Raw genomic sequence first — 24,885 nt, 5'->3', positions numbered from 1 at the left:
TTGGCCGTGAAAAACGGCTAAACAGCCGTTTTGATGGTATGTGCGCGGCCGATCCATTTCTCGATTCGGCTCATCAGTTTTTCACGGTTAATCGGCTTGAGAACGAAGTCATTGCCACCTGCGGCAACACCGCCACGCAAGTCTTCTTCGCCCTGACGGGCGGTGACATAAATGATCGCACAGGCCAGATCGGGGAAATGGGTCCGCACATTAAGTGCGGTTTCAAACCCGTTCATGTCAGGCATCATGATATCCATCAAAATGATGCGCGGACGTTTGGTCTTCAAAAGTTTGAGAAGATCCTTGCCAGAGGAAACACCCTGAAACGTGAACCCGCCGCTCTCGACGATTCGTTTCAGCAAGACCAGACTTTTCGGGTCATCGTCGACACCAACGATCAGAAGATCATTTCCTGCTGGCATGGCATTCCCTCTTTGGCTTGGACCTTTTGGGGCAGAACGGCAAAACGCCGCGTCTTAACGCGGCGCCAGCACCATAATCATAATACGGCCTTCCATCTTTGGCATCATTTCCGGTTTTGCGAGGTCTTCAAGATCCCCCGAAAAACGCTGCAACATGCCAAGACCGAGATCCTGGTGAGCCATTTCACGTCCGCGGAAGCGCAACGTAACTTTCACCTTATCTCCACCGCCAAGAAACTTCTGCGCAGCACGCAGTTTGACATTGTAGTCATGGGTATCGATGTTCGGACGGAGCTTGATCTCCTTGACCTCGATAACCTTCTGTTTCTTTTTGGCCTCGTTCTGCTTCTTGCTTTGTTCGTATTTGAACTTGCCGTAGTCGATCAGCTTGCACACAGGCGGTTCGGCATTGGGCGCAACTTCGACCAGGTCGAGTCCGACTTCCGCTGCCATTTCAATGCCTTCACGCACAGTCATCGGCTCCGACATATTGCCTTCGGCGTCGACAACACAGATGGAACGGGCTTTGATATCCTCATTGACGCGCGGACCTTCCTTGGTCGGCTGCATCGGTTTGCGTGGTCGTGCTATGGATAATCTCCTATGGTAATCAAACAAATCGGTCAGAAACAGAAACGACGAAAGACACTGCTTGATCAAACAGTGTTTTCGTTCCAACCTGACCTAGCATATCCGCATGCGTTCAGAAAGCAATGTTTTTAGGCAATTACACTGGTCGCAAAGCGCCATTTTCCGGGCCTTTCATTCAGGAGCACCGATAACGCCACCCGCACCGATTTCCTAATCGGTCAGATCAAGGCGGCGCCGGACTTCATCCATCACCCGATTTACGGTCAACTGCCGCAGATCGCTCTCGCGAATAACGCTTACCGCGTCTTTTCCGATCCCGCGTGGCGCGCTGAGTTTCGGATCGGATTCGTTCGAAAACAGCACGATCGAAGGTGCAGCTGCGGCGGCTGCGATATGCATCGGCCCGGTATCATTCCCGATTGCCAGAACCGACCGCGCTGCAAGTGATGCAATCTCTAGAAAACCGGTACGCCCCATCAGATTGCGGGCCTTTGGGCACATCTGATCAATCTTGTTGAGCACCTCGGCTTCCTTATCGGTTCCAATCAGAACCGGCGTCAGACGATAATCGGCAAGTTTCTTGGCCAGAAGACCAAAACGTTCGGCAGGCCAGCGTTTTGCCGGACGATGTGGTGCACCGCCCGGACAAATCAAAACAAACGGGCTTCGAATGCCGAACCGTTCCAGATCAATATCCGGTCCTTCAAGGTAAGGAGCAGGCACATCCTTGATACCTGCATCCAGAAGTTGCTCCGCCATGCGGTCAATTGAATGCATGGAATCACGATGCGGATTGGCATGGGGATGCGAACATCCCCGGGCAATACCCGACCATTCCGGCTTCGGGCCCGGCCAGAACAGTTTGTAATAAAAGCCGCTGCGATCTGACGTTTGAAGATCATACACCCGGTCAAACTTGCCATTCCGCAGAAACCGCCGCAGCGCAAGAACTTCGCGCGGCTGGCTCAACTTCGGACGACGATCAATCGCAATCGAATCAAAATAACCACTCGCCTTCATCAGATCGACATAGGGACGCGTGGTCAGAACGGTAATATGCGCATCCGGATGGGCGGCACGAATTGCCGCAAACGGTCCCATCGCCAGAACAACGTCGCCAAGCGCGGACAGTTTGATCACAAGGATACGCTGGCGGGGCAGGTCTGCAGCTTGGAGAGAGCTTTCATCTTCGATGACCGACATCGGAGTTTCCTGTTCGCTTTCGATTTTCTGGTCGGTCATACCGCGTTCCTGATAACGCGCTTGAGCGCCTTGGCATAAACACGCAAGGTTCTTTCTGCCATTTGTTCGAGCGAGAATTCCTCGATCACGTGATTGCGGCCCTTGGTCGCAAGGATCGCCCGTTTTTCCGGAGTCAGGCTAAGAACCTGAATAAGGGCACGCGACAGCTGATCAACTTCATTCGGGCTCACCAGCCAGCCGGTTTCACCGGGCAGCACCGTTTCCATCGCACCACCATGTGCGGTTGAAACCACCGGTCGTCCCATTGCCTGTGCTTCGGATGGAATGCGCCCGAATGCTTCCGGCTCAATTGACGGACAAGCCACCACATCGGCCAGCATATAAGCTGCAGGCATATCAGCACAGTGATCGACGATATGGACAACATCCTCGAGACCAAGTTTGCGGGTAAGCTGCAACAGTTCTTCTCGATACGCCGTACGCCCCTGATCCGATCCGACAATCAGACAACGCACCTTGCGGTGTCCCAGTTCTTCAAGAACGGCCGGTAATGCCTGAATAAGGAAGCTGTGCCCTTTCCAGCGCGTAATTCGACCGGGCAGCATGATCACATATTCTTCACCGTCCAGACGCCATTGGGTCGAAAGGGCTATCAACCGTTCCTGGCTGACATTTTCCGGATTGAAAAGATCGATATTCGTACCGCGTGGAACGATGTTAAGGCGCTCCGGGTCAACCTTGTAATATTTGTTGATGTGATTGGCGATATGCTTGGAAATCGCAATCACCTGATCACCCATGGTCATGATTGCGTTGTAGCGACGCTTGAACGGGTTGTTGTGTCCTGAATAGGTACCATGGAAGGTTGTCACAAACGGAATACCCGTCTTGAGCGCAGCGAAATAGGCGCTCCAGGCCGGAGCACGTGACCGGGCGTGAATAATATCAACGCCTTCTTCGCGGATCAGCTTGACCAGCGCATCGATATTACGGCGCATGACCAGAATATTCTTGGATTTTAACGGCAGAGTGATGTGTTTAGCACCAAAACGCGCCAGCTCGCGTTCCAGACGGCCGCCCTGGGACGCCACAAGTGCCTTGCCACCGCCATCAACAATGGCACGTGCAATATCGACAGTTCCGCGTTCCACACCACCGGCATCAAGTTCGGGCAGCACCTGCAAGATCACGGCAGGACGATAGTCCCCGTCTTGCGCTTGGGGCTCGGTTCGATAGACTGTTTCTGTCATTACTTCTGACGCGCTCATGCAACTCCAACCATCAACACCCAAGGATTCCGCCCCGGATGACCCATGACATGCCGACGCCACAGCGTAAAAAGCCCGAATATCTTAACCGGACTGACGGTTTGAAAATCGCATACCATCACGTACCGGGCAAGCCATCTGACGTACAGGCGCCTGATACTCCCGGGGTTATGTTCCTTGGTGGCTTCATGTCGGACATGACCGGCACCAAGGCAACCCATCTTGAAGCGCACTGCATTCGGCAGGGGGTGGCTTATACCCGCTTTGACTATTCCGGTCACGGACAATCGTCGGGTAAATTTGCCGATGGAACAATTGGTAAATGGGCCAGTGATGCCATTGCCGTTCTTGACGAAATCACATCCGGACCACAAATCCTTGTCGGTTCATCCATGGGTGGATGGATCATGCTTTTGGCAGCCCTTGCCCGCAAAGAACGAATAGCAGGACTTGTTGGCATCGCAGCCGCACCTGATTTCTCCGAAGACCTGATGTGGGCGCAATTTAGCGACGATCAGAAAAAAGTGATCATGGAAAAAGGGGCATTGATCGAGCCAACCGAATATGGCGACGATCCCTATACCATCACCCGCGCCCTGATCGAAGACGGGCGCGAGCAGCTGTTACTGCGCAAACCGATTGATCTTGCCTGCCCGGTACGCTTGGTACAGGGAATGCAGGATCCTGATGTCCCCTGGCAGACAGCCATTCGCCTGACAGAGGCACTGGCAACAGATGACATTCGGGTCGATCTGATCAAGTCAGGAGATCACCGCCTGTCTGAACCCGACCAGCTTGACGTCATCACCAAGCATCTTGATGAAATAATTGCAAAGACAGCAGGCTAGCCTGCTGTCCTCTCAGATTGAAAGTGTTTGGCAACCAGATCAGGCGAGAACAACGTTCTCGTCCCTGATTTCCACCGCGACCGGTTCAAGTGCATCCCCCGTGCAAGGACCAGACACACATTCCCCGTCTTCGATCCGGAACCGCGCACCGTGGGTGGAACAGATGATTTCCTCACCGAAATCGCTGATGAATTCATCAGGCTCCATATCAAGCGGTACACCGATATGCGGGCAACTGTTCACATAGCCGAAAATATCACTCCCGCTTCGAACCACAAAAATGCCGGTTCCGCCAAGATTGATGCCCTTGGCACCGGTGGCATCAAGATCACGCAACGCACATAAAACCGTGCCGGTTTCCGCAAGACTGGTCACGGTGCAACCCCGCCCATTTCACAAATCGCAGCCCATGATGCATCATCAATCGGCATCACAGAGAGACGCGATTGTTTAAGCAATGACAATTCGGCAAAACGCGGATCAGCCTTGATATCGGCAAGGCTGACCGGCGTCTTCAGCGGCTCGACCGTCTTGAAATCGACCTGAACAAATTTGCCGGTGGCATCGCCTGGATCGGGATAGAATTCGCGCACCACTTCAACAATGCCGACAATGCGTTTTTCATTTACCGAATGATAAAAGAACGCCTTGTCTCCGATCTTCATGGTGCGCAAGTTCTTGGCAGCCTGATGATTGCGAACTCCATCCCAGCCTTCGACATCTTTCCTGACCTGGTCGTCCCACGACCAGCTTCCCGGTTCGGTTTTGACCAGCCAGTATGCCATGGATCAGAACACCTTCTTGAACGGGCGGATGACTACGGATTCAAACAGACCCGCCTTGGCATAGGGATCATTGGCGGCAAATTCGCGAGCATCCTCGATTTTATCAAACTCGATGATAAAGACCGAACCGTTCATGCCTTCCATATCAGGATCAAGGGTCGGACCAGCCGCCACGATACGTTCGGCAAAACCGCCTTTGATATAGGCCAGATGGTCTTCGCGATTGGCTTTGCGAACATCAAGATGACCGGGCTTATCAACACAACGGATATAGAAATGCATGGACTGTTTCCTGCTTCTTTATGGGATCAATGACCATAAAGTGACAGAACAACACGACATTCTCAAGCCGAACCAATCGGCAATAACCTGCTTATGAACAAGGGGCTGACAGAAATCAGCCGTTACTTTCAAGCTCGTCACGGAACGGACGCTGCAAGAGGGCATTAATCGTGCTGCGCAGATCCGCATCATGGTTTGCCACCTGATCAACAGCCGCACAAATCGGCATCTCCACACCATATTTGGCGGCCACTGCAGTAATCGAGGCTGCGGTATGAACACCTTCGGTCACAGATCGGCGTTCCGAGAGAATATCCTGCGCCTTACGACCTTCGCCAAGTGCGACACCAAAAGTGTAATTGCGCGAAAGTGTCCCCGTACAGGTCAGGGTCAGGTCACCAAGGCCGGCCAAGCCCATCATGGTTTCAACCCGACCACCCATGGCGACAGCCAGACGTGACATTTCGGCAATCCCGCGGGTAATCAGGGCCGCACGCGCATTATCGCCAAGCTTCAGGCCCGCCACAACGCCACTTGCAATCGCAAGAACGTTCTTGATCGCGCCTGCCACTTCAACACCGGCCACATCGGTACTGAAATAGGGACGGAATTCCGGCGTACCAATCAGATCGACCAGACGTTTGCCCAAAACACGATCCTCACAGGCAAGTGTAATGGCCGCTGGTAACCCGACTGCAACTTCCTGGGCAAATGTCGGGCCCGACAAAACAGCAACCGGCACATTGCCAAGCGTCTCATTGACCACCTGCGCCATCAGCGCACCGGTTTCCTTTTCAATTCCCTTGCAGCAAATCACCGCCGGAAGCTCGTCTGGCCAATGGGCGGCAAAGCGTGTCAGGGTTTCGCGCAAATGCTGCGCCGGGGTTACCAGAAGTACCGCATCGGAGTCCCGAATGCCGTCATAGTTTGTGGTTGCCCGCAATGCACCGGGCAACTGGACACCGGGCAAATAAAGATCATTCTCGCCGTTTTTGTTGATCCGGTCGGCAAGATCAGGATTACGCAAAATCAGTTCGACATCTTCGCCAGCCCGCACTGCCTGTACGGCAAGGGCTGTTCCCCAGGCACCGCCACCAACAACTGTAATGCGCTTTTTCATGATCATTGTTCCGGCAAAAGTGAAGTCGTTCTGGATGGTCGCAGACTTGCGCGATTGTCCCTATGCCTTGACCCCGGCACCGGGACGCTTGGGTGCCTCGGGGTCGAGCGGCCAGCGCGGACGTGGTTTGAAATCAAGATCGTCGCGCTCGCCCAGACGGAACCGTTCCAACCCGGCCCAGGCAATCATCGCGGCATTATCGGTACAAAGATCAAGCGGTGGGGCAACAAGCGTCATCCCTGCCTGATCTGTGAGTTCGGTCAGGCGTGTGCGCAGATATTTGTTCGCAGCAACCCCTCCCGCAAGAACCATGGTCTTGCCTGCCGGATAGTCGCGCATGAATTCAAACACTGCATTGCGCGCCCGATCAATCAGGGTATCGCCGACTGCGCGCTGGAAGGATGCGGCAAGATCGGCTTTGACTTCTTCGGTCTGTTGTTCGACCGGGAAACCGTCAAGATAGGTTCGAACTGCTGTTTTCAGGCCCGAGAACGAGAAATCACATCCCGGACGACCACGTAACGGACGCGGCAAGCCAAACCGGTTCGGATCACCTTTCGCAGCAATCTTTTCCAGTGCCGGTCCACCGGGATAACCCAATCCCATCATCTTGGCGGTTTTATCAAATGCCTCGCCAACCGCGTCATCAATGGTGGTGCCGATGCGCTTGTATTTGCCAACACCCTCGACAATCAGAACCTGACAATGCCCGCCTGAAACCAAAAGCAGCAGATACGGGAAAGCCACATCATCGGTCAGACGAACCGTAAGCGCATGACCTTCAAGATGATTAACCGCAAGGAACGGTTTCTGCGCGGCAAAGGCAATCGCCTTGGCGGTCATGGTGCCAACCATCACCCCGCCAATCAGGCCCGGACCACCGGTACAGGCCACCGCATCAAGATCATCAAATTCGACACCGGCATCATCCATCGCCTCGGCAACCAGACGATCAAGATGTTCAAGATGGGCGCGTGCGGCAATTTCGGGCACAACCCCGCCATAGGGACGATGATCGTCAAGCTGTGACAAAACACGGTTTGCCAGAATTTCGCGCTTGTCATTGACGACAGCAGCGGCCGTTTCATCACAGCTTGTTTCGATACCAAGTACGATCATGTGTTTGATCCGCTTATGCAGGTCTGCCGACAGGTTCGGCAATCGGAATCCATAATATGTCTGGCGATGATGTAGCGGAAACTTTGTGTTCTTTCCACCCCCGACGGGCGCAAGTGCCATATGCAGTTATCGCGCTTCACGCATGACCTGACCAATTGTTCCCGACAGTCATCCTTTGGCATCCTTTGCCCGCACTGGACATAAGTCAATGAAACCGCCGGGAAATGCACTAGGATCAACCGTATCACATATGTGATTTTCGGGGTTTGAACCACCGCCAACCCTTGTTTTTAAACGATTTTAAGACTAAGACTTCAGCCATGACAGATACAGCTAAACTTCGCATCGGTACCCGTGGTTCTCCCTTGGCACTCGCCCAGGCACACGAGGTACGTGACAAACTCGCAAAGGCCCATCCGGAACTTTCCGCCGAGGGGGCCATTGCCATTACCGTGATCACCACGACCGGCGACAAGATACTTGACCGGGCCTTGTCTGAAATCGGTGGCAAGGGCCTGTTCACCAAGGAAATCGATGACGCCCTGATGGGCGGCGAAATTGATCTGGCCGTGCACAGCATGAAGGACGTTCCGACAGTTCTTCCTGATGGCATGATCCTGCCAACCATTCTGCCACGTGAAGATGTCCGCGATGCGTTTATTTCGCTGAAATATAAAAGCTTTGCTGAAATGCCGGCCGGATCTGTCATCGGATCGGCGTCCCTGCGCCGTCAGGCGATGATCCTCAATAAATATCCCGATCTGAAAGTCGTGACATTCCGTGGCAATGTTCAGACCCGTTTGCGCAAACTGGGCGAGGAACAGGTTGATGCCACCCTGCTTGCAATGGCTGGCCTGAACCGGTTGGGACAGCCCGAAATTGCCACCGCACCAATTGCCGAAGACGATATGCTGCCCGCCGTAGCACAGGGCGCCATCGGCATCACCATTCGCCAAACCGATACGCAAACCAGAGAATGGCTTGACGCATTACATTGCGAAAAATCTGCCATCCGCGTTGCTGCCGAACGTGCAGCCCTTAAGGCCCTTGATGGTTCGTGCCGCACCCCTATTGCAGCACTGGCAGAGTTTAATGATGATGGCAGCCTGCGTTTGCGCGTTGCAATTGTCCGTCCCGATGGTAGCGAACGACTTGATACCGAACGCCTGATCGCCAAGCCGGATATGGACAGTGCCGCCGCGGCCGGAACTGATGCCGGTGAAGAACTGAAACAGCGTGGTGGGCCAGACTTTATTTCGGCCTGACCCCGGCAATGACGGGAAAGCAGATGGGACCCTTGGTGTTAAATACCCGGCCCGAAACCGATTCTGCCGACCTTTTGGCCGCGCTTGAAACACGCGGCTTTCGTCATTTATCGGCACCGATGCTTGCCATCTCTTTTCCGGCAACCGACACGCCGTTTGATATCAGCCCCTATCAGGCACTGATATTCACCTCCGCGAATGGCGTTCGTGCCTTTGACCGGCTGACCAATGATCGCAGCCTGCCCGCACTTTGCGTCGGGGATGCAACCGCGCGCATGTGTCGGGAACTTGGCTTTGCCACGGTTCAATCCGCCAATGGTGACATTCACGATCTGGCTGCACTCATTCGCCAAAAAATTGATCCGTCATCCGGGCCGCTTTTTCATCCAGCCGCTCGCAAGACTGCCGGTGATCTGGGCGAGATGTTGCGCAATGACGGATTTCAGATCGACCGGCAGACCGTCTATGAAGCAATCGCCAGTGACGAACTTTCGCCTGATGTGCTGACTGCACTTCGCCATCATCATATTGACGTCATTTTATTTTTCTCTCCCCGCACTGCGGAAACCTTTGTTAAGCTTGTGCACAGCTATAAGCTTGAAGATGATTTGTCAGGCGTGAGTGCAATTTGCCTCAGTCCGGCGGTGCAATCGAAGATCTCAGACCTTACATGGCATAGAACGTACGTTGCATCACAACCGACACAAGAATACCTTCTTTCCTTATTAGGGTCCGTCGTAACGGCTTGCCGTACCTGACGCCGTTCTGGGAATAACCGCAAACTGCAATGGTCCGATCGTGAAAACACCAGAAACGCCAAAAACCAACGCTTCCACCAAATCGACCGAAACGGAACAGCCGTCCGAAACCATTTCCGTTGATAGCAAGGGAAATGCCAGCCCGGACCCCAAAAAGGCGGATGCAGCCCCCGCAGAAAAGTCCGGCATGTCGACTGATACCGGTGCAAAAAAGCCCGATACGGATAAAAAACCGGCCTCTGATCCAAAACAGGATGGCGCAAAATCCGCAGCGGAACCGGTAGCACCTGTGAAACGCAAGGGTGCTGGCGGCAAGGCGCTAGTTCTGTTCGTTCTGATCATTGTCGGGGCTTTGGCAGCAGGCTGGCTTACACGCGCAATCTGGTGGCGCGATGCCCAGCCGCATCTGGCGCAATATGTGCCCGATGAGATTCTTGCTGAAATTGCCCCGGACGGCTTTGACGCCGATAATCCGTCAAACAATGACGTCACCGTCACCAACGCACAGGTCCCCGAAAGCAATCAGGACACTTCAAACGCCATTCCGGCACCAAGTGAAGATGCCACCATGGCCGAAAAGGGCGACAGCGAAGTCACGACGGGCGATACGCTTCCCGACGTTACGGAAACGGATTCCCAAATCGCGGACAGTACAGCACTCCCCGATGGTGCCGTTGTCCTTGACCCGGACCTGACCGAACGTCTGTCGCGCCTTGAAGGCACGATCAATGCCCTGCGCGAACGCCTTAACAGCGAACGTGGCGATACGCTGAACAATACGGTCGCCCGCCGCATGGCCGAAATCGAAACCCGTACGGCACCGATTGAAGAACTGGCCCGCGTTGAAAGCGAACTTGCCGGTGTCGCCAATGAAATGCGCGAACTCTCGGCCCGCCTTTCGACCATGGAAGAAGAAGTCCGTGCAACCACAGGCCTGCGTGTTGAAAGCCGCGGACAGGCAATTGCCATGGCTGTGACCATCCTGCGTGATGCGCTTCAGCGCGGTGGACCATTCATGATTGCCCTTAATCAGCTTGAACGCAGTGCCGGGGATGACGCGCTCATTCTCGAACAGATCGAAACCCTGAAACCGCTAGCCGAACAGGGCGCACCGACCATCGAAAAACTGCGTCAGTCCTTCCCGGTCATGGCACAGGATGCGGTTGCAGCCGCAACTGATGATCATTCGGGCAGTGTTCTGGATGCGACATGGGCCAATATCAAGAAACTGGTCCCGATCCGTCGCGTTGACGCCGCCGGGGAAGAATCCCTTGAAGGCCGTCTTGTTCTGGCAGAAAACGCCCTGGCACAGGATGACCTTGATGGCGCAGTCGCAGCCCTTCAGGGTGTTGAGGGCGAACATGCCCAGGCCGCTGTCAGCGACTGGCTGAGTGCGGCGGAACATCGTCAAACCCTGAACGCGGCCATCGCGACCTTAAGCGCCCACGCCATCGGCCTTCTGACCGGGGCGGAGGGCAGCCAATGATCCGTCTGCTGACCTTTATCCTCATCACCGCTGCGCTGGTTTTCTGCACCGTCTGGTTTGCTGATAATCCCGGCAATATGACGATTGTCTGGCTGGGTTATCGCTTTGACGGGTCAATCGGCATGGTTGCACTCGGCCTTCTTGCCCTGACTGTTGTGCTGGTTCTGGCATGGCGCGGCTGGACAATGATTGCCAATTCGCCGGGCTGGATCGGGCGTCTTCTGGGCAGTCGCCGCCGCAAAAAAGGCCAGCAGGCATTGACCATGGGCCTGCTTGAACTGGCATCGGGTGATGTGCGTCAGGCGCTTAAACATACCCGTGCGGTTGATCGTTACCTTGAAGACGATACGCTGACGCGCCTGTTGACCGCACAGGCCGCCGAGCTTGATGGCAATAACGATGCCGCCAAACGCCAGTTCGAAGCGATGCTTGAAAAACCGGACTCGGCATTCTTTGGCCTGCGCGGTCTGTTGCAACTGGCCCTTAAGGCCGATGATCGCGAAGCCGCCCTTGATTATGCCGAACGCGCCCATCGTTTGCGCCCGCGCAACCCGGCTGTGATAGTCACGCTGTTTGATCTGCTGCTGACATCGCGTCGGTGGGATCGAGCGCTTAGCCTTCTGGTTGATGCACAAAAGGCATCTGTTTTCGGTGAACAGGAACTCACCCGCCGCCGTGCGCTATTGATCACGGCCAAGGCCGAAGACGCAATTGCGGCCAGTGAAAATGCCGAGGCCATCAAACTCCTGCGCAAGGCACTGAATGCTTCGGCTGATTTTACCGGGGCTGCCGTGTTGCTGGCCGGTCTTTATCGCGATATCAAACAGGATGCCAAGGCCCGCGAAGTCGTCACGCAAAGCTGGCGGGTTGCCCCGTCGGCCGCACTTGGCGCGATTTACCGTGAAACCCTGACCGGCAATCCGCTGGCACAGGTTAAATCGGTCGAAAAGCTGGTTGCGACCAATCCCGACCATGTCGAAAGCCAGATCGTTCTGGCCGAAGCTGCCCTTGAAGCCGACCTTTGGGGAATCGCCCGCAGCAATCTTGAAAAGGCCATGGCAAGCAAGGCCGAAGCCCGCCATTACCGTCTTCTGGCCGATCTGGAATTGCGCGAAAATCAGGATGGTGCGAAGGCCCGTGACCTTCTGATCAAGGCAAGCCACGCCAACCCCGATCCGGATTGGCGGTGCGGAGCCTGTGGTGCGGAAACAGATCGCTGGGTGGTGTCCTGCCCGTCCTGTCATTCATTTGGCAGTGTCGATTGGCGTGCACCACTGCGCGTCCATCAGGACCCGGCAGCCAAGCCTGCAACTGACGCAACAAATTCCAAAGAACCTGTTGCGATTGAGCAGGATGGTACCCTTATTGATCATAGTAACGATGATGACGCCGCGACAACCGGGCAGCCATCAAAGGGCAGTCAACCCGCGCTATAATCATCGCAAACCGACCTAAAACAAAACCCCGGGGAAATCCCCGGGGTTTTTCAGTTTGGTCTCAAGCGCGCCTAGTGGCGGAAGTGACGCATGCCGGTAAAGACCATGGCAATGTCATGTTCATCCGCTGCGGCAATGACTTCTTCATCCCGCATGGAACCACCCGGCTGGATCACTGCCGTTGCACCGGCCTTGACCGCAGCCAGAAGACCATCGGCAAACGGGAAGAACGCATCGGACGATACGACCGAACCCTTGGTCCGCAGTTCAGCTTCACCGGCATTCTTGCCAGCTTCTTCTGCTTTCCAGGCGGCAATGCGCGAGCTGTCAACGCGGCTCATCTGACCGGCACCAACACCAACCGTCTTGCCGTCTTTGACATAGACGATGGCGTTTGACTTGACGTGCTTGCCAACGCGGAAGGCAAACAGAAGATCATCAAGCTCCGCCTCAGTCGGCTTGCGCTTGGTGACAACTTTCAGCTCGTCACGTTTTACACGACCGGCATCGCGGTTCTGAAGCAGGTAGCCGCCCGCCAGCGAACGCAGGGTCATGTCTTCGCCTTCCGGATCGGCCATGCCACCGGTCACCAGCAGACGCAGGTTTTTCTTGGCGGCCAGAACTTCCTTGGCCGCATCATCTGCATCCGGGCAAATCACGACTTCAGCAAACAGCTTGGCGATTTCTTCGGCGGTTTCTTTGTCCAGGGTACGGTTAACCGCGATGATGCCACCAAATGCTGAAACCGGATCACAAGACAGCGCCTTGTTATAGGCTTCGATCAGGGTCGCACCCTCGGCAACGCCGCACGGGTTGGCGTGCTTGATGATCGCCACCGCCGGTTTTTCGTCAAACTCGGAAACCAGTTCAAACGCTGCATCGGTGTCGTTCAGGTTGTTGAACGACAGTTCCTTGCCCTGAAGCTGGGTCGCGGTTGCCACACCCGGACGATTTTTACCGTTGGTATAGAACGCGGCCTGCTGATGGGGGTTTTCACCATAACGCAGGGTCTGTTTCAGTTCGGCCGAAACATTAAGACGCTGCGGGAAGGTTTCACCAAGCTGACCGGCAAACCAGGTTGAAATGGCCGAGTCATAGGCACCAGTCCGGGCAAAGGCCTTGGCAGCCAGAACGCGGCGGGTTTCTGCGGTGGTTGCACCGTTATTTTCTGACATTTCCGCAACAACGCGGGCGTAATCAGACGGGTCAACAACAACCGTGACCGATTCATGGTTTTTCGCCGCCGAGCGGATCATGCTCGGTCCGCCGATATCGATATTTTCGATGCAGGTGTCAAAATCGGCACCCTTGGCAACGGTTTCTTCGAACGGATAAAGGTTCACGCAAACCAGATCGATCGGGGAAATCTCGTTATCTTCCATCGCCTGCATGTGGCTGGAAAGAGAACGGCGGCCCAGAAGGCCGCCGTGAATCTTCGGATGAAGAGTCTTGACACGACCGTCCATGATTTCGGGAAAACCGGTGTGATCGGCAACTTCCTTGACCGGAATACCAGCAGCTTCAATCGCCTTGGCGGAGCCGCCAGTCGACAGGATTTCAACGCCCTGTTCATGAAGGGATTTGGCAAATTCGACCAGACCGGTCTTGTCGGAAACGGAAATAAGCGCGCGCGCAATACGAGCAGTCATTGGGTTCGCTTTCATGCATCAATGTGATGAAGGTTGCGGACCCATTGATGATATATCGGCCCTCAAAGCATCATCTTGCATGGCTGCTCGTGCATGCGAATGTGACAATGTTGCGGGCAAGACCGGCCTTTTAACGGGACCAGAATGATGTCATTCCGGTCCGGGCCGACACATGATCAATGAGTCCGAACCATGTTTCGCGCGGAGCTTTACCATGTGCAGCGCAAAATGTGGACCCCGAATTCTTGCATGGCGGCTTTTAACAAAGCCGCCACCTGAGCCAAGTACCCGTAACGAAAACGGGGTGGCACTCTGGCCACCCCGCTTCATTCTTGCCAAGTTCAGGATCAGGCAACGTTTTTCTGAACCCCAAGGGTTTCAAGGGCTGCTTCAAGCGATGCCTTCTCGTGGGCGGCATAAAGGGCCAGCTCATCGGCAACCGGCGTGCCAAGGCATTGCTCGAACACGTCCTGATTGGATTGTTCGGCATAGTTTTTCTGTTCGTCACTGCCAAGATTCGACTGGAAGATGCCCGCCGCACTGACCGGCAGGAAGTCTTCGTAAATGATCGGATCGGCACGCAGATATCCCTGATCGACCAGATCATTCACCGACGCTTCAAGATCGACATTTTCCACCGCATTGCGCCCAGCCTTGGTCACGCTATAGCGGAAGAATGCCAGTTTCTCGACGCGGAGTGTCTCGTAATCATCGGGGAAGGCCGCAAAACGTTCTGCCAGTTCGGTTTCATAGTCGCGCGCATTCGATCCGCCCGCACTGACCTGAACCGCATGACGGACAGATGCCAAAAGGGTGTCATAAAGCTTGCGTCCCTCGGCGGTCAGGGCAATCCCGCGCTGCTCGATCTCGCCAAAACGTGCGGTATGGGTACCAGCCGTCCCCTTTGCGCTGCCGCCAACGAAATAGACCTGTTCTTCAAGCGCCTTGAAGCTGGTCTGACGCAGAAGGATCGGGCAATTGCGGGTGGGCGGGCCTTCAACAATGGCCTTGGGCGATATGCCGCGTTTGGGCATATCCCGCTGAACCGCATCGATATCAAGGGTTCGCGGGGTCAGGTGATTGATATGCGGCCCCTTGAAGCAGACAACATCGGCAATCAGACGATGGGCATCATGAAGCTTCTGATAGGTTTCAAGCGAAACCGTCGCATCACTGTGCCAGCGGAATGTTTCCAGTGCCTCGGCAACAAACTGTTCGGCCTGAATGCGATCAAGACCGCCATTCTTTTCTGCCAGATAAATCAGTTTCAGCGCGTCCGGGGTAAAGATTTCGCGCTCCGCTAGGATCGCTTCGGCCTCGGTGCGAAGGCCTTCATCCTCGATCAGTTCAAGACGCAGAAGGGATGTGAAAACACGAAACGGATTGCGGCGCAGGGCTTCGTCATCAATCGGGCGAAAGGCCGTTGAATGCACCGGAACACCTGCCACCGACAGATCGTAATAGCCAACCGGATGCATGCCCATCACCGCAAACAGGCGGCGCATGTTAAACAGCTCTTCGGGTTTACCCAGACGGATCGCGCCATGGCGTTCAAGATCAATGCGACCAAGCTCGTCATTATGTGCAAGACCGTCTCGGAGCTCCGGATCGGCTGAGAGCTTTTCCCGATTGATGTCAGAAACCAACTCCATCAGCGTGCCATATTGCGGCACCTCTGCGCGATACATGTCCGACATCGCACTGGAAAACATCGAACGGATTTCATCAGGATGGACAAATGCGTTTGCCGACATGTGGGCCTCCAAAAGACGGATCGTGCAAGAAACCGGAATGGCCAAACGCCTCGGTCATTCCAATTTGTCATTCTGAACGCAAGATATTGTCCGCTTTTGGCAATGACAAACGACAATTCCGCACGAGTTCATTCGCCCACGGAATGAATATCACACCAGTCGACGTCACATGAATTTGGGAATGTGGAAGCAGCGACCCTAAACGGAACCGCTGGCCTGTTCGGTACCGCTATCGTCCGATGCATCGGCAAAGATCGACTTTACGCCGATTTCCGGTGGCTGGAATTCCGGAACAAGCTGACTGATCAGCTCAAGGGTTTTATGCGTGTTGCGATTGGTTGCGCTGTCTTCCAGTGCGTCAAACACCTGCCGGATCAGGGCATAATCGACAACACGCGGGCTTGCCAGCATCACACCGTCAGTCTCGGTCGGTGCGGGTGGTTCGCTGTCATGAAACAGTTCTTCATAAAGCTTTTCCCCCGGACGCAGGCCGGTCACCCTGATCTCGACATCCTTGCCCGGTTGCAGCCCTGACAACAGGATCATCTGACGTGCCAGATCAATGATTTTGACCGGCCGCCCCATATCAAGAACAAAGATTTTCCCGCCATCGGTCACACCATGACGTCCCAGCTCGGCTGATTGCAGAACAAGCTCGACCGCCTCGGCAATCGTCATGAAATATCGCGTAATACCTTCGTGGGTCACGGTCAGCGGCCCGCCAGCTTCAAGCTGGCGACGGAACAACGGTACAACCGATCCGGTCGAGCCAAGAACATTGCCGAACCGTACCGTGACAAAGCGCGTTGGTCCGCGCTGATCCGCCGGAAGGGTTTCAAGCGCCTGGCAGTAACATTCGGCCAGACGTTTCGATGCCCCCATCACATTGGCGGGGTTCACAGCCTTGTCAGTCGAAATCAGGACCATGGTCGAAACACCTGCCGCCCGGCAGGCTTCGGCAACATTTCGTGTGCCAAGCGTGTTGGTCAGAATGCCTTCATTGGGGTTATGTTCGACCAGTGGCACATGCTTGTAGGCCGCAGCATGGAACACGATTTCCGGGTGATAGCGATCAAAAACCTGACCGATCCGGGTCCGGTCACGGACATCACCCAGAATGCTTTCGCGCGGCAAATCGGGGTATTTTTCCGCCATCTCCATATCGATGGCATAAAGATTATATTCCCCGGCATCGACAAGTGTGACGCTGGCCGGACCGTAAGATGCGATCTGGCGCACCAGTTCCGACCCGATAGAACCACCCGCACCGGTAATCAGAACCCGCTTGCCGCCAATCATCTCGCGCACACGGTCGCGATCAAGGCGGGCCTGCGGACGCCCCAAAAGGTCTTCGATGGCAACAGGGCGAATTTGCAGCGGATCAGCCAAACCTTCGCGCAAATCACCAAGCTTTGGCAGGCGGGCCAACGTCATGCCAAAACGTTCGGCAATCTCGACCCATTTGACATTGTCTTCATGGCGCAGCGCATCACCGGTCAGAACCAGTCGGCGCGGCAGGCCATGCTTGCTGATTTCAAGCTTGTTGATGACCTCTTCAAGCTTGTCGACCGTTGCAAGAACATCCACGCCATGCATGTTACGCCCGACACGCCCCTCGGTCAGTGACACAATACCGACAACCTTGAACGGCGTGTCTGAGGAACGCTCGGTTTCACGAATAAAGGCCTCGGCCTCGTCACCTGCGCCAATCAACAGGACCGGCAGACGCGTCGTTCCCTGACGCACCAGTGCCCGCGCAGTCGATTTATCCTTGGCAATTCGATAGGTCAGGCGCGCCCCGCCCAGCAACGCCATCAACAGAAACCATTGAATGATCGGGGCCGAACGCGGCATCCAGTCAAGGCGCGTGGTCAAAAACAGCACAAGGAACAGGACCGCAACTGCGACCGAAACGGCCTTGGCAATACGGGTCAGATCATTGAGTGACGCATAGCGCCAGATGCCGCGATAAAGACCGAAATACCAGAATGATGCCGCCGCAATCAGTGTAAACAGGCCTGCCGAAAACAGAATGTTTTCCGTCGCATAGAAACGCACGCCATCGCCAACCCGCAGATACAGGGCCAGCGGAAATGAAATTGCAGCCATGAAAACATCATGGGCAAAGGCAATATGGCTTCGCTGTAAAATGCGCGACATGCGGTCCCTAAACGGCAGTTTTCTATTTAGTCAAAGGATATACCCGCTTGATACCGCGCGGATAAGGCTTTCTTTTCGCGCCCGCCCGGAAACAAGTCAAGCAATGCGCATCCGCGTCACCGCAATCACGGCTCCGACCGGCCTTTGACCGGCATGCGAACCATCATGCCAACCAGTGACAGGACAATGATCATCGCGGCAATTACCCGCATCCAGTCGGGTGTTTCACTTTGCGCAAAACACACCCCGATCAGGATCAGGTTGCTGATCGCGATCATGGTGGAAACCCGCGCATGGGAAAATCCGCGCTGGATGGCTAACTGATAGAAATGTTCGCGATGGGCCTGCCAGATTTTTTCGCGACGTAACGCCCGCTTGATCAGGGTAAAGGTCGCATCAAACAGGTAATAGGACGGCAGGATAAGCGCCACCACCCACGCCCCCTGGGATGCCAGATCCAAAAGCATCCAGCCCAGAACAAAGCCAAGCGGCACCGATCCGACATCGCCAAGAAACAGCTTCGCCGGATGCCAGTTCCAGATCAGGAACCCGATCATGATCGCAAGGATGCCAAGCCCGATATAGCCAAGTCCGATAAACTGCGGCAGCGGCACCAAAAGCGCGAGAATGAAAACGCCAAGTCCTATTGATCCGGCCTCGACACCGGAAATGCCATCAATCCCGTCCATGAAATTAAACAGATTGATGAACCAGACCCAGGCAAACACCACCAGAACATGATCAAGCCAGATCGGCACAATCCCGCCCAGAACCGGCTTGTCGATGGCAAAGACACCAATAATCACCGCAACGAATTGCAGGGCAAAACGCACCGCTGCCGACAGATCATGGCGATCATCAAGCCAGCTTAACAAACCAAGACCGGCTGCTGCGGCCAACATCAGCCAGTGACTGATCGCCGTAACGCCGGTATGGATAAAGACAACAGCAACCAGAATAATCAGAAGCGGGGTAACCGCCAATCCGCCACCGCGCGGGGTTGGCACCGCGTGACTGGACCGATGGTTCGGCATATCAAGGATCGCCTTGCGCCGCAGATAGTTCAAAACCACCCAGGTTAGCAACATCGAGCCAATCAGAAAGATGCTCGAAAAGGTCGCAAGTCCGGCGAAAGTCATCGTTTGGGCGCCCCTGTCCCTGATCGGTGTAAACTGATCCGTCTGGATTAGCCGGACAGCCCCCTGATCGCAAGGTTTTTCACCCTCAAATCAGGGCCGGATACCGGTTAATATGACCTGTCACACAAGGCTGCCATGCCGTTCAAACACACGCTTGATGCTTTACACTTGGCCATGGCGGCCTTAACTACACGAGACAACACGAAACCGGAGATATCCCTTTGACAGAACGTCGTTCCCGTCCAGCACTACGCAATGCCCCGCGCAAACAGCCGGTCGAGGCACCCGATCCGCGTATGCTTGCACTTAAAACATTGCAGGAATTGCGTGGCGGCGAAGTGACCCTGGACGAACTTCTGTCAAAGCATGGCTATGGCATGCCATCACTTGATCGCAATTTCCTGCGTCAGTTGCTTGGGACCACGCTGCGCCATCTGGGCGAAATCGATGCCGTTCTGGCCCCGCGTTATCAGCCGCCGCAAGACCGCGTTGCTGCGCGCCTGACCAACATCCTGCGACTTGGTGTGGCACAGCTGTTCTTTATGGATACGTCTGATTACGGGGCGGTCGACAGTACGGTCAATCTGGCCCGTGATGCGGGTCTGCACAAATACACCAAACTGATCAACGCAGTTCTTCGCGGATTGCAGCGTGACGGCTTTGAATGGCCCGAAGGTGTCGAAGACTGGCAACTTAACATCCCGGCATGGCTGCGCGGGTCGTGGAAGAAAGCCTATGGCGCCGAAACCGCACAGGCCATTGCCGAGGCAAGCCTTGGCCACGCCATGCTCGACCTGTCGATCAAGGATCGCAGCACCTCTGCCGAGTGGGCCGAAAAGATGGATGGCCTTGTTCTTCCGACCGGTTCGGTCCGCCTTGAAAGCGGTCGTCGTATTCGCGACCTTCCGGGTTATCGCGATGGCGACTGGTGGGTGCAGGATGCCGCCGCCGCCATCCCGGCAACCCTGTTTTCGGCCTATAAGGGCAAGACGATCTATGATCTTTGTGCCGCACCGGGCGGCAAAACCATGCAGTTGGCATCCCTTGGTGCGAGTGCGATTGCGGTTGATAAATCCGAAGGCCGCCTGAAACGCGTTTTTGAAAATCTTGAACGCGTTGCATTGGGGGCGGCAGTTGTCACCGGGGATGCCACCGATCTGGCCCCCGACACCCCGCGTGCTGATGCGGTTCTTCTGGATGCGCCCTGTTCGGCAACCGGCACCATTCGCCGCCATCCTGATATTTTGCTGCGTCAGAATGACAAACTGATGCGTTCGCTTTTGCCAATTCAGACCAAGCTGCTTAATCAGGCCGACAAGCTTCTGAATGTTGGTGGGGAGCTGATCTATTGCACCTGTTCGCTGCAACCCGAAGAAGGCGAACATCAGGTCAAATCATTCCTGGCCGATCATCCGAATTATGAACGCAAACCCATCACCGCCACGGAACTTGGCGGCTGGGACGAGGCCATCAACGGTGCCGGGGAACTGCGTGTTCTGCCAATCCATATGCAGGATTTTGGCGGCATGGACGGCTTTTTCTGTGCCCGGCTTGTCAAAAAGGCCTGATTTCGAGTCAGAATAACCGCCAGACGCGCAAACAAGGCAGCCATGAGCCCCATTCGGGTGACAGGGCGTCCGATTTGGGTTATGAGAAGCCCGAATTTCCCATATCCCGCATTGCTTCAGGACCCGTGACGCATGACCACGTCGAACATTAAAATCGCACCTTCGATCCTTTCGGCCGATTTCGCCCAGCTGGGCGTTGATGTCCGCGCTGTTGACGCAGCTGGCGCCGACTATATCCATATTGATGTGATGGACGGCCATTATGTGCCCAACATCACCATCGGCCCGGACGTGGTCAAGGCACTGCGCCCGCATTCCGACAAGGTGTTTGACGTGCATCTGATGATTGCGCCGGTCGATCCCTATATCGAAGCCTTCGCCAATGCCGGTTCCGATATCATCACCATCCATGCCGAGGCAGGCCCGCACCTGCATCGTTCGCTTCAGCTGATCAAGTCACTGGGCAAAAAGGCCGGTGTGTCGCTGAACCCGTCGACGCCGGAAAGTGTCATTGAATATGTCATGGACATGGTTGATCTGGTTCTGGTCATGACCGTGAACCCGGGCTTTGGTGGTCAGAAATTCATTCCGAGCCAGCTTGAGAAAATCAAGCGCATCCGCAAGATGATCGACGCGACCGGCCGTGAGATCGACCTTGAAGTCGATGGCGGTGTGAACCCGGAAATCGCTCCGCAGGTCATCGCTGCTGGTGCAAACGTTCTGGTCGCAGGATCGGCAACCTTCAAAGGCGGCCCGTCCGAATATGCCAACAACATCAAGGCAATCCGCGGCGCGTAAATCGTAGAACGCTGATCGCCTGAAATGACAAAAGGCCGGAGCATGATGCTCCGGCCTTTTTCATATCTTGATATGGACCATCGCCGATCAGAAATCGATACAGCGGCCCTTGTTTTCCCAATCGCCAAAGCGTGTTGGTTCCGGGCCTTTGGGACCACCGATTTCCCGGGCCTTGGCAGCGGCTTCCTTGAACGCCTTTGCTTCGGCCAGTGCATTGATCGCATCTTGCGACAATTGCGGGGCAACGTCGGCACCAGCGATCTCGCCTGCCTGATCTGCCGGATTGGCATCGGCTTGCGGTTCGGCCTTTTCTTTGGGCGCGACATTATGAATGACGGTCTCGCGGAACTTTCCGGCCATCCGGTTTCTCCTGCTTTGCACGCTTGCGCGCTCTTGAATTCACATTTGCCAAAGAAATAGCGTCATCAGTCCCGGCCCGCAAGCTTTGGTCCGGCGCATCCGAACCGCACAAAACGCATGGGATTTCAGTCCTTTGGAATCAAACACTGAATCGCGATCCGCGCTTTGGCAAAATTTTGGGGAAAACAGACTCTTTCCGTGGGAGCCCAAAGCCGCTATTTCAGGCAGACGAGCAAAACAAGGAGAAACCATGCGTCCAATTCCCCAGCGTATCGCCGAAGAACTTTCGGTTCGTCCGGAACAGGTCATTGCCACCATCGAGATGCTTAATGAAGGCTCGACCGTTCCGTTTATCGCCCGTTACCGCAAGGAAAAAACCGGCGGGCTTGATGATACTCAGTTGCGTACGCTGGAAGAACGTCTTCGCTATTTGACCGAGCTTGAAGAACGTCGCGCATCGGTTCTTGAAAGCATCCGCGAGCAGGAAAAACTGACCCCGGAACTGGAAGCCGCGATTAACGAGGCTGACACCAAGACCCGCCTTGAAGACCTTTATCTTCCATACAAGAAAAAGCGTCGGACCAAAGCCCAGATCGCCCGCGAAGCAGGTCTGGAACCGCTGGCCGACAGCCTGTTCAATGACCCGACCCTTGATCCGGAAACCGAGGCTGCGAAATTCGTCGATGCTGAAAAAGGCGTCGAAGATAGCAAAGCCGCCCTTGATGGTGCCCGTCAGATTCTGATGGAACGCTTTGCCGAGGATGCCGATCTGGTCGCCAAGCTGCGTAACCATCTGTGGAACGAAGGCGAAATCACCGCATCGGTCGTCGAAGGCAAACAGGCCGAGGGCGCAAAGTTTTCCGACTATTTCGAGCATTCCGAAAAAATCAAAACCTGCCCGTCGCACCGTGCGCTGGCCCTTTTCCGGGGTCGCAACGAAGATATCCTTCAGCTGAAACTGACCCTTGGCAAAGAGGATGAAGATCGTCCGCGCAGCCAGCCGGGCCGGGCCGAAATCATGATCGCTGCCCATGTCGGCATTGCCGATAAGGGCCGTGCGGCGGATAAGTGGCTGGTTGATACGGTGCGCTGGACCTGGCGTGTCAAATTGTCGCTGTCGATCGAGCTTGATCTGTTTGGCACCCTTCGCGATAGCGCCGAAGAAGGTGCGATCAAGGTCTTTGCCGACAACCTCAAGGACCTTCTTCTGGCGGCACCTGCGGGTCAGAAAGCCACCATGGGTCTTGATCCGGGCGTTCGCACCGGGGTTAAGGTTGCCGTTGTCGATGCCACCGGCAAGCTGGTGGATACCGCTACTGTCTATCCGTTCCAGCCGCGCAATGACGTCGAAGGTGCGATCAACACGATGGCGGCCCTTGCCGCGCGCCATCAGATCGAACTGATCGCCATTGGCAATGGTACGTTCTCGCGCGAGACCGATGAACTTGCCGGTCAGATGCTGAAACGTTTCCCGGCCCTTAAGGCCACCAAGGTCATCGTCAACGAGGCCGGGGCGTCGGTTTATTCCGCATCCCAGTTCGCCGCCGAAGAATTCCCTGATCTTGATGTGTCGCTACGTGGTGCGGCCTCGATTGCGCGCCGTTTGCAGGACCCGCTGGCCGAACTGGTCAAGATCGAACCGAAATCCATCGGTGTCGGTCAGTATCAGCACGATGTGTCTGAAACCAAACTGGCACGATCCCTTGATGCCGTGGTCGAGGATTGCGTGAACGGGGTTGGTGTTGACCTTAACACCGCATCCATCCCGCTTTTGACCCGCGTGGCGGGTCTGACCGAAACGCTGGCCCGCAATATTGTCGGCTATCGCGATTCAAACGGGGCGTTCCAGTCGCGTGCCGATCTAAAAAAGGTCGAACGTCTGGGGCCAAAGGCGTTTGAACAGTGCGCAGGCTTCTTGCGTATTCGCGGGGCACAGAACCCGCTTGATGCATCGGCCGTACACCCGGAAGCCTATCCGCTGGTCGAAAAGATCAGTGCCAAGGCATCCCGGCCGCTGGCAAGCCTGATTGGCGACTCGGCCTTTATCAAAACGCTGCGTCCCGAAGATTTCGCCGACGAGACTTTCGGTGTGCCAACCATCCGCGACATCATTGCCGAGCTTGATAAACCCGGTCGTGACCCGCGTCCGGAATTCAAGACCGCCAAATTCGCCGAGGGCGTAAATGAAATCAAGGATCTGCGCACCGGCATGAAGCTTGAAGGTACGGTGACCAACGTTACCAATTTTGGTGCCTTTGTTGATATCGGCGTGCATCAGGATGGCCTTGTCCATATCTCGCAGCTGGCCGATAAATTCGTCGATGACCCGCGTCAGGTGGTCAAGGCCGGTCAGATCGTTTCGGTCACCGTCATGGAAGTCGACGCACCGCGCAAACGTATCGGTCTTTCGATGAAATCGGCCCCGGATTACGAAGGCACGCGTGAACGCCGCAATGACACTGCCGGGGGTGCCCCGCGCGGTGGCCATGGTGGCGGACGCCCGCAACAATCATCGGGCCCGCGCAACAACACAGGCAATGCAAATCGCGGCAATGGCGGAAATTCCGGCGGTGATGCCGGGGGCGCGATGGCAGCTGCCCTTAAGGCCGCGATGGAACGTCGCAAATAACTGCAATCAACCATCGGGATGATCTTTCAAATGGCGGGATGGCCTGGGCTGTCTCGCCATTTTCATATTCAGGCACCAGGACCAACGGGATGAATTGACAGAAAGCGGATTAAAACCCATTTTGAGCACTCACCAAGGGGAGCCCCGTCAGGGGGCTGAGAAACTGCCGTGTGAAAATCAGCGCAGTGACCCGTTGAACCTGATCCAGTTCATACTGGCGTAGGGACGGTGTGAACGCGATTTTC

22 protein-coding genes and 1 riboswitch are annotated in these 24,885 nt (G+C 55.4%); of the genes, 8 read left to right on the top strand and 14 right to left on the bottom strand.

The genetic code is table 11. From position 1 onward, the window contains the following. Positions 1-17 precede the first annotated feature (17 nt). From ACTU44_RS03055 to ACTU44_RS03040, 4 genes are all read right to left on the bottom strand, one after another. Complete coding sequence (locus ACTU44_RS03055; protein ID WP_114096555.1) at positions 18-422, bottom strand: response regulator; 405 nt, start codon at positions 420-422, stop codon at positions 18-20. A 54-nt stretch (positions 423-476) separates the two neighbouring features. Next, positions 477-992, bottom strand: a complete 516-nt coding sequence (gene infC, locus ACTU44_RS03050) for a translation initiation factor IF-3 (RefSeq protein WP_114096554.1) — start codon at positions 990-992, stop codon at positions 477-479. 231 nt (positions 993-1,223) lie between these two features. After that, positions 1,224-2,216, bottom strand: coding sequence for a glycosyltransferase family 9 protein (locus ACTU44_RS03045; protein WP_404969459.1), 993 nt, complete (start codon positions 2,214-2,216; stop codon positions 1,224-1,226). Positions 2,217-2,251: 35 nt separating this feature from the next. Further along, entirely contained in the window at positions 2,252-3,484 is a 1,233-nt protein-coding gene (locus ACTU44_RS03040) for a glycosyltransferase family 4 protein (protein WP_462096631.1), read from the bottom strand. A gap of 38 nt (positions 3,485-3,522) precedes the next feature. On the opposite strand from ACTU44_RS03040, the gene ACTU44_RS03035 reads away from it, so the two are divergent. Further along, a complete protein-coding gene (locus ACTU44_RS03035; protein ID WP_462096630.1) occupies positions 3,523-4,332 on the top strand; it encodes an alpha/beta fold hydrolase in 810 nt (269 codons plus the stop codon). A gap of 39 nt (positions 4,333-4,371) precedes the next feature. Here the strand turns inward: ACTU44_RS03035 and ACTU44_RS03030 are convergent, their stop codons facing one another. From ACTU44_RS03030 to tsaD, 5 genes are all read right to left on the bottom strand, one after another. After that, a complete protein-coding gene (locus tag ACTU44_RS03030) occupies positions 4,372-4,707 on the bottom strand; it encodes a Rieske (2Fe-2S) protein (protein WP_462096629.1) in 336 nt (111 codons plus the stop codon). Continuing rightward, the gene (locus ACTU44_RS03025; protein ID WP_336079910.1) at positions 4,704-5,117 is read right to left on the bottom strand and encodes an EVE domain-containing protein; all 414 of its coding nucleotides are present in this window, start codon (positions 5,115-5,117) and stop codon (positions 4,704-4,706) included. The genes ACTU44_RS03030 and ACTU44_RS03025 overlap by 4 nt, the downstream gene beginning before the upstream one ends. A 3-nt stretch (positions 5,118-5,120) precedes the next feature. Next, positions 5,121-5,399: a YciI family protein gene (locus tag ACTU44_RS03020; protein WP_114096548.1), complete on the bottom strand. Its 279-nt coding sequence runs from the start codon at positions 5,397-5,399 to the stop codon at positions 5,121-5,123. Positions 5,400-5,514: 115 nt separating this feature from the next. Further along, positions 5,515-6,519 (bottom strand): NAD(P)H-dependent glycerol-3-phosphate dehydrogenase, encoded by a 1,005-nt coding sequence (locus ACTU44_RS03015; protein WP_114096884.1) that lies wholly within the window; start codon positions 6,517-6,519, stop codon positions 5,515-5,517. 60 nt (positions 6,520-6,579) lie between these two features. Continuing rightward, positions 6,580-7,638, bottom strand: coding sequence for a tRNA (adenosine(37)-N6)-threonylcarbamoyltransferase complex transferase subunit TsaD (tsaD, locus tag ACTU44_RS03010; protein WP_462096628.1), 1,059 nt, complete (start codon positions 7,636-7,638; stop codon positions 6,580-6,582). A gap of 320 nt (positions 7,639-7,958) precedes the next feature. Between tsaD and hemC the strand changes: the two genes are divergently transcribed. The 4 genes from hemC to ACTU44_RS02990 are packed head-to-tail and all read left to right on the top strand — an operon-like array spanning position 7,959 to position 12,583. Next, positions 7,959-8,903 carry a hydroxymethylbilane synthase gene (hemC, locus tag ACTU44_RS03005; protein WP_462096627.1) on the top strand — a complete coding sequence of 315 codons (945 nt, stop codon included), beginning with the start codon at positions 7,959-7,961 and terminating at the stop codon, positions 8,901-8,903. Between the two features lie 23 nt (positions 8,904-8,926). Further along, a complete protein-coding gene (locus ACTU44_RS03000; protein ID WP_114096882.1) occupies positions 8,927-9,661 on the top strand; it encodes a uroporphyrinogen-III synthase in 735 nt (244 codons plus the stop codon). A gap of 40 nt (positions 9,662-9,701) precedes the next feature. Further along, positions 9,702-11,147 carry a COG4223 family protein gene (locus tag ACTU44_RS02995; RefSeq protein ID WP_462096626.1) on the top strand — a complete coding sequence of 482 codons (1,446 nt, stop codon included), beginning with the start codon at positions 9,702-9,704 and terminating at the stop codon, positions 11,145-11,147. Continuing rightward, entirely contained in the window at positions 11,144-12,583 is a 1,440-nt protein-coding gene (locus ACTU44_RS02990) for a heme biosynthesis protein HemY (RefSeq protein ID WP_114096545.1), read from the top strand. Before ACTU44_RS02995 ends, ACTU44_RS02990 begins: the two co-directional genes overlap by 4 nt. A 71-nt stretch (positions 12,584-12,654) precedes the next feature. Here ACTU44_RS02990 and purH read toward each other — a convergent pair whose 3' ends face one another. From purH to ACTU44_RS02970, 4 genes are all read right to left on the bottom strand, one after another. Then, positions 12,655-14,232 (bottom strand): bifunctional phosphoribosylaminoimidazolecarboxamide formyltransferase/IMP cyclohydrolase, encoded by a 1,578-nt coding sequence (gene purH, locus ACTU44_RS02985; protein ID WP_462096625.1) that lies wholly within the window; start codon positions 14,230-14,232, stop codon positions 12,655-12,657. Between the two features lie 347 nt (positions 14,233-14,579). Then, the gene (gene hglS, locus ACTU44_RS02980; protein WP_462096624.1) at positions 14,580-15,986 is read right to left on the bottom strand and encodes a 2-oxoadipate dioxygenase/decarboxylase HglS; all 1,407 of its coding nucleotides are present in this window, start codon (positions 15,984-15,986) and stop codon (positions 14,580-14,582) included. Between the two features lie 198 nt (positions 15,987-16,184). Then, complete coding sequence (locus ACTU44_RS02975) at positions 16,185-18,146, bottom strand: polysaccharide biosynthesis protein (RefSeq protein ID WP_114096542.1); 1,962 nt, start codon at positions 18,144-18,146, stop codon at positions 16,185-16,187. 125 nt (positions 18,147-18,271) lie between these two features. After that, a complete protein-coding gene (locus ACTU44_RS02970; RefSeq protein WP_462096623.1) occupies positions 18,272-19,285 on the bottom strand; it encodes an MraY family glycosyltransferase in 1,014 nt (337 codons plus the stop codon). 221 nt (positions 19,286-19,506) lie between these two features. On the opposite strand from ACTU44_RS02970, the gene ACTU44_RS02965 reads away from it, so the two are divergent. Together ACTU44_RS02965 and rpe are read left to right on the top strand one after the other, a co-directional pair. Then, positions 19,507-20,853: an RsmB/NOP family class I SAM-dependent RNA methyltransferase gene (locus ACTU44_RS02965; protein ID WP_462096622.1), complete on the top strand. Its 1,347-nt coding sequence runs from the start codon at positions 19,507-19,509 to the stop codon at positions 20,851-20,853. 132 nt (positions 20,854-20,985) lie between these two features. Beyond that, on the top strand, positions 20,986-21,651 hold the full coding sequence (gene rpe, locus ACTU44_RS02960; RefSeq protein WP_462096621.1) for a ribulose-phosphate 3-epimerase: 666 nt from the start codon (positions 20,986-20,988) through the stop codon (positions 21,649-21,651). An 87-nt stretch (positions 21,652-21,738) separates the two neighbouring features. Here rpe and ACTU44_RS02955 read toward each other — a convergent pair whose 3' ends face one another. Then, on the bottom strand, positions 21,739-22,011 hold the full coding sequence (locus tag ACTU44_RS02955) for a DUF1674 domain-containing protein (RefSeq protein WP_114096538.1): 273 nt from the start codon (positions 22,009-22,011) through the stop codon (positions 21,739-21,741). A gap of 250 nt (positions 22,012-22,261) precedes the next feature. On the opposite strand from ACTU44_RS02955, the gene ACTU44_RS02950 reads away from it, so the two are divergent. After that, a complete protein-coding gene (locus ACTU44_RS02950) occupies positions 22,262-24,640 on the top strand; it encodes a Tex family protein (RefSeq protein ID WP_114096537.1) in 2,379 nt (792 codons plus the stop codon). Positions 24,641-24,765: 125 nt separating this feature from the next. Beyond that, positions 24,766-24,883, top strand: a riboswitch (TPP riboswitch). The last annotated feature ends 2 nt before the right edge of the window (positions 24,884-24,885 follow it).

Source organism: Thalassospira sp. SM2505, from assembly GCF_054901115.1.
This window is presented reverse-complemented; position numbering and strand designations above follow the sequence as displayed.

Coding starts and splice junctions, on each gene's coding strand:
- ACTU44_RS03055 (WP_114096555.1), bottom strand. CDS start 422: ATGCCAGCAGGAAATGATCTTCTGATCGTTGGTGTCGACGATGACCCG.
- infC (WP_114096554.1), bottom strand. CDS start 992: ATGCAGCCGACCAAGGAAGGTCCGCGCGTCAATGAGGATATCAAAGCC.
- ACTU44_RS03045 (WP_404969459.1), bottom strand. CDS start 2,216: ATGTCGGTCATCGAAGATGAAAGCTCTCTCCAAGCTGCAGACCTGCCC.
- ACTU44_RS03040 (WP_462096631.1), bottom strand. CDS start 3,484: ATGAGCGCGTCAGAAGTAATGACAGAAACAGTCTATCGAACCGAGCCC.
- ACTU44_RS03035 (WP_462096630.1), top strand. CDS start 3,523: ATGACCCATGACATGCCGACGCCACAGCGTAAAAAGCCCGAATATCTT.
- ACTU44_RS03025 (WP_336079910.1), bottom strand. CDS start 5,117: ATGGCATACTGGCTGGTCAAAACCGAACCGGGAAGCTGGTCGTGGGAC.
- ACTU44_RS03020 (WP_114096548.1), bottom strand. CDS start 5,399: ATGCATTTCTATATCCGTTGTGTTGATAAGCCCGGTCATCTTGATGTT.
- ACTU44_RS03015 (WP_114096884.1), bottom strand. CDS start 6,519: ATGAAAAAGCGCATTACAGTTGTTGGTGGCGGTGCCTGGGGAACAGCC.
- tsaD (WP_462096628.1), bottom strand. CDS start 7,638: ATGATCGTACTTGGTATCGAAACAAGCTGTGATGAAACGGCCGCTGCT.
- hemC (WP_462096627.1), top strand. CDS start 7,959: ATGACAGATACAGCTAAACTTCGCATCGGTACCCGTGGTTCTCCCTTG.
- ACTU44_RS03000 (WP_114096882.1), top strand. CDS start 8,927: ATGGGACCCTTGGTGTTAAATACCCGGCCCGAAACCGATTCTGCCGAC.
- ACTU44_RS02990 (WP_114096545.1), top strand. CDS start 11,144: ATGATCCGTCTGCTGACCTTTATCCTCATCACCGCTGCGCTGGTTTTC.
- purH (WP_462096625.1), bottom strand. CDS start 14,232: ATGACTGCTCGTATTGCGCGCGCGCTTATTTCCGTTTCCGACAAGACC.
- hglS (WP_462096624.1), bottom strand. CDS start 15,986: ATGTCGGCAAACGCATTTGTCCATCCTGATGAAATCCGTTCGATGTTT.
- ACTU44_RS02975 (WP_114096542.1), bottom strand. CDS start 18,146: ATGTCGCGCATTTTACAGCGAAGCCATATTGCCTTTGCCCATGATGTT.
- ACTU44_RS02970 (WP_462096623.1), bottom strand. CDS start 19,285: ATGACTTTCGCCGGACTTGCGACCTTTTCGAGCATCTTTCTGATTGGC.
- rpe (WP_462096621.1), top strand. CDS start 20,986: ATGACCACGTCGAACATTAAAATCGCACCTTCGATCCTTTCGGCCGAT.
- ACTU44_RS02955 (WP_114096538.1), bottom strand. CDS start 22,011: ATGGCCGGAAAGTTCCGCGAGACCGTCATTCATAATGTCGCGCCCAAA.
- ACTU44_RS02950 (WP_114096537.1), top strand. CDS start 22,262: ATGCGTCCAATTCCCCAGCGTATCGCCGAAGAACTTTCGGTTCGTCCG.